This window comes from Okeania sp. SIO3I5 (assembly GCF_010672085.1).
Classification (GTDB): Bacteria; Cyanobacteriota; Cyanobacteriia; order Cyanobacteriales; family Microcoleaceae; genus Trichodesmium.
Genome location: NZ_JAAHHT010000017.1, coordinates 191,081 through 200,216, shown reverse-complemented (window position 1 = coordinate 200,216; position 9,136 = coordinate 191,081). Strand labels below are relative to the sequence as shown.

Annotated in this window: 7 protein-coding genes; 5 read left to right on the top strand and 2 right to left on the bottom strand. The window is 36.7% G+C overall.

Translation table 11 applies throughout. The annotated features are described in order from the left end of the window. Together F6K40_RS06605 and F6K40_RS06595 are read left to right on the top strand one after the other, a co-directional pair. On the top strand, positions 1-2,055 hold a 2,055-nt coding region (locus tag F6K40_RS06605; protein ID WP_365670416.1), incomplete at its 5' end, for a hypothetical protein. A gap of 840 nt (positions 2,056-2,895) precedes the next feature. Further along, positions 2,896-3,294: a hypothetical protein gene (locus tag F6K40_RS06595; RefSeq protein WP_293133077.1), complete on the top strand. Its 399-nt coding sequence runs from the start codon at positions 2,896-2,898 to the stop codon at positions 3,292-3,294. A gap of 424 nt (positions 3,295-3,718) precedes the next feature. Here the strand turns inward: F6K40_RS06595 and F6K40_RS06590 are convergent, their stop codons facing one another. Together F6K40_RS06590 and F6K40_RS06585 are read right to left on the bottom strand one after the other, a co-directional pair. Further along, on the bottom strand, positions 3,719-3,856 hold the full coding sequence (locus F6K40_RS06590; RefSeq protein ID WP_293133092.1) for a PDDEXK family nuclease: 138 nt from the start codon (positions 3,854-3,856) through the stop codon (positions 3,719-3,721). A 9-nt stretch (positions 3,857-3,865) separates the two neighbouring features. Beyond that, positions 3,866-4,000: a hypothetical protein gene (locus tag F6K40_RS06585; RefSeq protein WP_293133074.1), complete on the bottom strand. Its 135-nt coding sequence runs from the start codon at positions 3,998-4,000 to the stop codon at positions 3,866-3,868. Positions 4,001-4,118: 118 nt separating this feature from the next. Between F6K40_RS06585 and F6K40_RS06580 the strand changes: the two genes are divergently transcribed. The 3 genes from F6K40_RS06580 to F6K40_RS06570 all read left to right on the top strand — a co-directional run bounded on the left by F6K40_RS06580 (position 4,119) and on the right by F6K40_RS06570 (position 7,981). Beyond that, complete coding sequence (locus F6K40_RS06580; protein ID WP_293133071.1) at positions 4,119-4,679, top strand: DNA-binding protein; 561 nt, start codon at positions 4,119-4,121, stop codon at positions 4,677-4,679. 813 nt (positions 4,680-5,492) lie between these two features. Then, on the top strand, positions 5,493-5,669 hold the full coding sequence (locus tag F6K40_RS06575) for a hypothetical protein (RefSeq protein ID WP_293133068.1): 177 nt from the start codon (positions 5,493-5,495) through the stop codon (positions 5,667-5,669). Positions 5,670-5,899: 230 nt separating this feature from the next. Beyond that, a complete protein-coding gene (locus F6K40_RS06570; RefSeq protein ID WP_293133065.1) occupies positions 5,900-7,981 on the top strand; it encodes an amylo-alpha-1,6-glucosidase in 2,082 nt (693 codons plus the stop codon). The last annotated feature ends 1,155 nt before the right edge of the window (positions 7,982-9,136 follow it).

Below are 9,136 nucleotides of genomic sequence, written 5' to 3'. Positions count from 1 at the left end.
TCGAAATTTTTAACCACATTAACCATAACCAAATTCTGGTTTTGCCTCAGCCTAACCCTAGCCATAATTTGTGGAATTTTAGGCATAATTCCTGCTTTTAGCCATCAATATGTTGTTCAAGATGACGCTCGCTCCCATGTTTTTTGGATGGCAAGATTTCTCAATCCCGAACTTTTTCCCAACGATATTATTGCCGACTATTTTCAATCAGTCGCCCCGAAAGGATATACCTACTTTTATCAACTATTTTCCCTAATCGGCATCCCACCTTTATTGCTCAATAAATTCCTGCCAATAATATTAGGATTAATCACAACTACCTATTGTTTTGGAGTCGCTATCCAAATATTACCCGTGCCACTCACCGGATTTCTCAGCACATTATTTTTGAATCAAAATCTCTGGCTAAAAGATGACTTAATCTCTGCTACCCCCAGAGCATTTTTCTATCCTTTATTCTTAGCATTTCTCTATTACTTCCTCAGAAATTATTGGCTAGGAATAGCAATAACAATCTCTCTTCTCGGATTATTTTATCCCCAAGGAGTTTTGCTATGTGCTGCCCTCTTAATCTTAGATTTTCTCTACTTCCGAAACCAGCAAAAATTTACCATTTTAACCATTGGCTTAACCACAGCATTTTTTGTACTTCTACCCTACGCCTTAAATACCTCCAAATATAGTCCGATAATTACATTAACTCAAGCCAAAAAATTACCAGAATTTTATCCTGGAGGTAGAGCATCCTTCTTTTCAGATAATAGTTTTGACTTTTGGTTAACAGGCGATCGCTCTGGCATTATTCCTCCAGAATGGTTATCTCAATTTTTCCTTCCTCCCCAAGTTTGGGCAGGATTATTATTATTCATTTTATGGAGCTATATAGCAATTCCCAATATTATGAGGTACATTTACAATCCCCCTAAATCCCCCTTAGAAAGGGGGACTTTGGAGGCTCCCCCCTTTCTAAGGAGGGCGGGGGGGGGATTTAAAATAGGAATTCCCACAATTATGAGGCAAATTTACGATCCCCCTCAATCTGCCTTAGAAAGGGGGACTTTGGAGGCTCCCCCCTTACAAAGGGGAGCGGGGGGGGGATATAAAACTCTATCTTATAGATTAAAGAACTACTATAAATACTTTCCCCTAGCCAAAAAAATCACTAACAAAATAATCCTTTTACCAGAATTAGCCTTAGCATCAACCGGAGTATTTTTAGCCGCCCACTTATTATTATTTCGACTACATCATCCGAGTCGTTACAGTCAACATAGTCTCAGAATTATCATGGCATTAGCTGGTGGAATAGCCTTTACTTTAATAATTGATTTTTTCAGGCAAAAATTCCATCTACTCAACTATCCCTCCCAAAGAAAACCAATCAAAAAAACCGAAACTATATTAAGTTCATATCCAAAATTAATTAAACATCCTCTAGACTTCCTGTTCCCAGTTAAGTGTTCCCTTTTCCCCCTCTCAACTAGAAAATTTATTTGGCACCAGTGCTTATATATAGTCTTAACTCTCCTCCTTTTATATCCAGCTTTAACCAACAACTTTCCCGTCACTAATTATGTAGTAGGAAAAGCACCCGAACTTTATGAATTTTTAGCCGAACAACCCTCAGATATCAGCGTCGCTTCCTTAGCATTAGAAGCTAATAATATTCCTACTTTTGCCAAACGTTCAATATTAGTCGGTTCCGAATATGCCTTGCCTTATCATCAAGGATATTATGCTCAGATAAAACAACGAGCAAATGATTTAATCCAAGCCCAATATAGTCCTAATTTAGAAGTAGTGAAAAAATTTATCCAAAAATATGAGATTGATTTTTGGTTGTTAGATTATCAGGCATTAACTTTAGAGTATGTCAGGAAAAATCATCGCCTTCAACAATTAAATAATACTGCCGCTACTCTAGTTAGAGCGCAGATGGAAAATGGCATAATTCCGAGTTTGTTAAATGTTCAACAAAGTTGTCAAGTTCTAGATATTCAGCATTTAGTTTTATTAGAAGCTAAATGTATTTTAGGTATGACTTATGATCAATAATTCATCTGGGAAATTTAGGTAAATTTGGTTGATTTTTCGTTAAACTCTATTGAGTAACAAGCGAAACCAAATCCTCAAGCACTAATACCTAGAAAAATTTCATTTTTGAGTAATAAGTTAACCATAACTTACCTTAATCACCTTGTTCAACTTTTTCCTGCTGTTAAGCTAGAAAAATTACCGATCGCTCTTTACAGTTAATATCCTTATAGCTCTTTTGCCTAGAATATTTATACTTAACTTAACGCTCACAGAAACGGAACAAGCAACAAAAGAACGAAATAATCTAAAAGTCTATAATTTATAAGCTAATAACAGTTAATTTAGATTAAACATTGAGAATTTGATCAGGATATGTTTGAAAGCTTTTATCTAAAAAATTTTCACTCACAAAATGAATTTACCTAAATATATAACCACATTACCTCCAACCAAATCTGGTTTTGCCTCAGCCTAATCTTAGGCATAATTTGTAAAATTTTAGGAATAATTCCCGCCTTCAACAGTCAATATGTCGTCCAAGATGACGCTCGTTCCCATGTTTTTTGGATGGCAAGATTTCTCAATCCTGAACTTTTTCCCAACGATATTATTGCCGACTATTTTCAATCAGTCGCCCCAAAGGATATACCTACTTTTATCAACTATTTTCCCTCATCGGCATCCGACCTTTATTACTCAAGAAATTCCTGCCAATAATATTAGGATTAATTACAACTGCCTATTGTTTTGGAGTCGCAATCCAAATATTACCTGTGCCACTCGCCGGATTTCTCAGCACATTATTTTTGAATCAAAATCTGTGGCTAAAAGATGACTTATATCATGTCCGGATAATTAGTGATAAAAAAAGTTCCATCTTCCCACACTTCCCACACTTCCCACACTCCCCACACTCCCCACCCTCCTCCCTCGTTATTTATAACTATTCAACCGGACATGATATTAATCTCCGCCACCCCCAGAGCATTTTTCTATCCTTTATTCTTAGGATTTCTCTATTACTTTCTCAATAGTCCTAATTTAGAAGAAGTGAAAAAATTTATCCAAAAATATGAGATTGATTTTTGGTTGTTAGATTCTCAGGCATTAACTTTAGAGTATGTCAGGAAAAATCATCGCCTTCAACAATTAAATAATACTGCCGCTACTCTAGTTAGAGCGCAGATGGAAAATGGTATAGTTCCGAGTTTGTTAAATGTTCAAGAAAGTTGTCAAGTTCTAGATATTCAGGATTGAGTTTTATTAGAAGCTAACTGTATTTTAGGTATGACTTATGCTAACTAATTTTTCAAGCAAATGTTAGGTGAGGTTAGTCAACTTTTCATTGTCGATATCCGCTACCTTCTGACTAGCAGGATCATAAACTTTTGGCGTCAAAGCACCATCTGCTCTTTTTATTTCAAACTTTTTTCCAATCTAAAGAGGAGTTAATACCCAACTGTTTGCAAACCATCATGGTAACTTCCTCGTCAGATTGGGAATAAAAAGAAATGCTTTTCATTTCGCTCCGCGTTAACCGAGTTATAGGCTAGCAAAACGCCCCCTACTCGACTTTATTCAGCAAACCTTATTTGTATAACCAACTAAATAAATCTGCAATAGATAATTGCCAATCTGTTAATAAATTGAGAACTGGTAAATTATCAAAATTATATCTAATTTATGGTTGTTGGTTAGGTTGAAAAGTCACTATAAATTCATCTTCAGAATCTACTAACCAACCTAACTGAGTACCATTATTGAGACAGAAAAGAATTTTATTAATTAATTGATTAGAACTTTGGTCTGGGGAGAGAATTTCTATTACCTAATCTGGTGCTATTTCAAATTTGTTTTCGATTCTACCATTGGGTTTTCTGCGAATACATTGCCATGCAAAAACTGAAATATCTGGAACTAGGGAACGTCCGTTAAAAGTACATCTTAATTCTGGGAATGCCATTGCTAACTTTCAATATCAGTTATCAATTATCAGTTTTTAATTTATTGGCTTTTTTAGTAAATTTAAAGATTATTTAGTATAATTAAAATATATAACTTAAAACCGTAACGTTATGGTTATGACTCTTTCGTATGTTAGTACCACACAAGCAGCTTTTCTGCTCAATATTTCCACAGGTAGATTGCGACTTCTACTCAATAATGGTCGTGTTGTTGATGCCGAAAAAGTCGGCAGATTTTGGAAAATTCCTCTGAACCATCGGGGAATGCCAGAAATTACACCAGGCCGTCGTGGTCCTCAAGGGACTTGGAATAAATTTCAACGTACAGCCAAGACTATCGTTCATGTTCTCAGAAAAACTATAGACTACAACAGAGACAATAAAACTAAATATGCAGCAGTAGCTGTGAAAGTGGGAGATAAAAAAGATTATTGCCACGCTCTGAAAATTCACGGCCCTTGCCAAATAATTTATCAACCCCATGAACCGAATACTAGTCTTGCTGGAGGTGCCAGGCTGTGGATTGAAGTAGAGCCTGAAAAGAGAGTAGAGCGAGTGTACTTTAGTGATGGAGATTATGGTCCGCCACCAGAAATAGTTCAGCAACGTGCAAAAGCTAAGAAGCCAAAAAATCAGAAAAGAAAATCGAAAAAGAAAGGAAAAAACAGAAGTAATTAAATATTTGGGAAAGGAAAGGAGAATTCCACAAGCAGTGCCTGGGTTCTGCTTAATTTTTGCTGTCTATAGAACCTATTTAGGATTTATGGGATACTACTGACGCAACGCTCGACGCTAAAACTAAGTTTTTGTTGGCGCACAACGGGCGTTAACGGCTGTCATTTCAGTTATATGCAGGGAACACTTAACTGGGAACAGGCATGAAAAACATTTCCTACTCTGAGATTCATCATCAGTAATTTTCAAGAGCCAATTCTTTCTTAGCTATATCAGTTATCAGTACCTCTGCCTGTTTGCTCCGCATTCCGCAGGAAAGCCAGAGGCTTGAGCGATCGCCAATATCAAAAGCAACATCTGAGAAATAGCCAGAATTATCATTTTGTGAAGCTCCAAAAATTTAAGTCGGAAAGGTAGAAAAAAGTTAATTATCGTGATAGAGTGAAATTAACGGTCGGGGTTGCTCGTCCCTACACATGACTTTTTATTCAACGCCAGAAAGCCTGATTGTGAAGGAAAAAGAAGCGTTTTCTCAAATCAAAAGCAAGAAATATTTGAATGAACGACCAGAGACGTCATTGTGTGAAGCTCCCCAAAAACAGAGTCAGCAACATTTGAGAAGATAGACAGAATTATCATTTTATGAAGCTCAAAAAATTTAAGTGGGAAGGGTAGAAAAAAGTTAGTTATCGTGATAGAGTGAAATTAACGGTGGGGGTTGCTCGTCCCTACACATGACTGTTTATTCAACGCCAAAAAGCCCGATTGTGAAGGAAAAGGAAGCGTTTTCTCAAATCAAAAGCAAGAAATATTTGAATGAACGACCAGAGATGTCATTCTGTGAAGCTCCAGAAAAGCAGAGGAAGCGATCGCTATCAATCAAAAGCAACATTTGAGAAACAACTAGAATTATCATTTGCGAAAGCACCCAGAAAAAGTAGCGGAGTGAAAAAAAGGTTGCATTTGGGAAATAAATCTGATAAAGTAAAATAAATATTGGGGGTTTCTCGTCCCTATATATGATTTTTTATTCAATACAATAAAGTTCCGATTGAAAAAAAAAAGCCATAAAAAGTGCTAAGTCCTAGAAATACCTAGAGATTAATCAGATAAAAAACCAAAATACTACCTTCTCAAAACCTTCTCAAAGAAAATATGCTATAAAACAATCGGGTTTCAAGCCAAACCCATGAACAACTATATATATTGTGAAGATTATCTTTATGGTCATCAGTTTTGAACGAGAAAAATGTAGTAATCTCAATATAGCTGAATCACGGGAATGGTTAATCACAAACGGAATAGGCGGTTACGCCTCCGGCACAATAACCAACCTCCTAACCCGTCGCTATCACGGACTACTAATAGCAACTCTCCAACCCCCATTAGGGCGTACTCTACTCCTAACAAAATTAGACGAAACTGCTGAATATAAAGAGCAAAACTACCCCCTATATTGTAACCGTTGGGCAGACGGAACAATAAATCCAGAAGGTTACAAACAAATAGAAAACTTCCATTTAGAAGGAACAATACCAGTATGGAAATTTACATTTGCAGACGCAGTATTAGAGAAACGAATATGGATGGAGCAAGGAGAAAACACAACTTACATACATTATAACCTGCTTCGTGGTAGCCAACCATTAAACTTAGCCATCAAAGCATTAATCAACCATAAAGATCATCATCATCATACCCACGCTAACAACTGGGATATCAGCACCGACAACATAAAACAAGGAGTCTGTATTAAAGCTTTCCCAGAAGCTACCCCTCTATACTTACTAATAGACAATAAAACTCTAGTATCCAAACCTGCCAACGATTGGTATTACGGGTTTAACCTAGCAGTAGAAAAATATCGAGGGCAACAAGAATTAGAAGACCACCTACACGCTGTCACCTTCAATGCTCAATTAGAAGTAGGCAAATCTCTAACTATAGTTGCCAGTACCAAAGAAAATCCTACTACCAATGGCGAGCAAGCATTAGCATCTCGTCGTGCTTACGAGCAAAGGGTCATCCAAAAATTTGCTACTGCTCAAACATCCCAACCAAAAGACAAAAATCCAATTTGCCGACTCTGGAAAAGACTAACCCAGAAAAAACCTAAATTTTCTGCACCAACACCAGAATGGATAAACCAATTAGTATTAGCAGCTAACCAATTTATAGTCGATCGCAAATCCCCCGAACATCCAGACGGCAAAACCATCATTGCAGGATATCATTGGTTTGAAGACTGGGGACGCGACACCATGATTAGCTTACCTGGTTTAACTCTATGTACAGGACAATTTGACGTAGCAAAGTCTATTCTGTTAACCTTTGCCAAATATGTCGATCGCGGAATGTTACCTAATCGTTTTCCCGATGGTGCAACTACACCAGATTATAATACTGTAGATGCGACACTTTGGTATTTTGAAGCAATTCGAGCATATTATGAAGCAACCGAAGATGACAAATTATTAGTAGAATTGTTTCCAGTATTAGCAGAAATTATTGACTACTATCGTCGAGGCACCCGTTACAATATCCAGTTAGATGCTGATGATGGTTTAATTTATGCAGGAGAACCAGGTAGTCAAATTACTTGGATGGATGCCAAAGTAGGTGACTGGGTAGTAACACCGCGTATTGGGAAACCGATTGAAATCAGTGCTTTGTGGTACAATGCTTTGCAAATCATGGATAAATTTGCTCAAAAGTTGGGTAAGGATAATTTAGATTATGAAAGATTAGCAAGGTTGATCAAGGAAAAGGGTTTTGCTCGTTTCTGGAATCAAGAAGGTGGTTATTGTTACGATGTGCTAGATACACCTAATGGTAATGATGCTTCTTTGCGATCGAATCAAATATTTGCTTTGTCATTGCCACCAATGGGTAAATATAGTTATGCTCCCCTTCTGACAGCGGAGCAAGAAAAACAGGTGATGGATATATGTACTTATAAGCTATTAACTCCTTATGGGTTACGCAGTCTTGCTAGTGATGATCCAAAGTATAAGGGTGTTTATGGCGGAGATATTTATCAACGTGATGGAGCTTATCATCAGGGTACTGTTTGGGGTTGGTTGATAGGTGCTTATGTTACGGCGCATTTACGAATTTATAATGACCCGGTAAAAGCTGAGGAGTTATTGAAACCAATGACAGAGCATTTAATGGTGCATGGTGTTGGTAGTATCAGTGAAATTTTTGATGGCAATGAACCGATAACACCTCGCGGTTGTATTGCTCAAGCGTGGAGTGTTGCAGAAGTTTTGCGAGCTTGGTCAGCGATTAATCAGGTTCGTTGAAGTCAAATAGACAGAGAGTAGGAAAGTAGGGGAGTGGGGGGAGTATTTTTCAATCTTTTTCATGTATTGCTTTTGTCCCACTCCCGACTCCCGACTCCTGATCTTAAATCCGGTAGCATTGATGTAATACTAAATCCGGTTTAGATGGAGAGACCTTGCATACAAGGTCTCTACAGAGTTTTCGTGGTTTGCTAGAATGCGGGTGTGTTTAACCCAGATTGGGTATAATATAATTACATCTGATAAATGAAGAGATTAATAGTAAGAGTTAGGCGATACTACTAACCCAATGCTCCGCTTATAAAAGTGATTTATTATAAAAAATTTTAATAACTCTAGTAATTGTAAAAATATCAATTTGTTGTAATACTTTAGTGTAATACACAAGGATGTAAGGTGGGTTTAAAAAATATCTCAATTTAGAGCTGATTTGTAAACTTCGCTAAAAGTCTTATATTATCTAGCTTTTAGCAATTAGGGGGTTACTTAACAATAAATCCTAAAACCTAGATATAGCAAGTGATTCAGCGCCTTAATATTTACTTTATAAATCAGATCTTATCTTGACTATTTTATTAAAGCAAGATAACCTATACTCGGATTTGGAGAAAGTCCGCAAAGGCACTTGTAACAGTTTACCAGACCAACCAAGTGCCTTTGCTTTACTAAAAGCCTTGACAGCTTTTTCTCCTAGATTTTGCGTCAAATACCAAAAAAGGTATTTTAGAAAGCGATACAAAGCTTCTATAGTAACACAACTATAGAGACAGGTGGGACAAAAGTCACCTTGAAAATTTCTATTCGCCTTTTATAATACCTACTTCTTGGTGCTTGTCAACTGTCAATAGGCATAAAAAAAAAGACAATTTTACCAAACAAAAAATTATGGACAGAACAAGAACGACCAAACTATCAAGAAGAAAGAAAATGAACTTTATGAAGCTGGCTATACCAGCCTTAACCATTTTGTCTTTCGTTCTACCATCTAGCTTTATTCTAGAAATCGAATTTCCAAAAAGCATTAGAATTGAAATGCACAAAAAAAATTTTACTGACTTTACCAACAAGTAAAATTTTTTGATTGCCAGAATGTTGTAGCTGGTTCAGGAACAAAAACATATTCAGAAACAAAAGCTTACCCCACGCTGGTTCTAC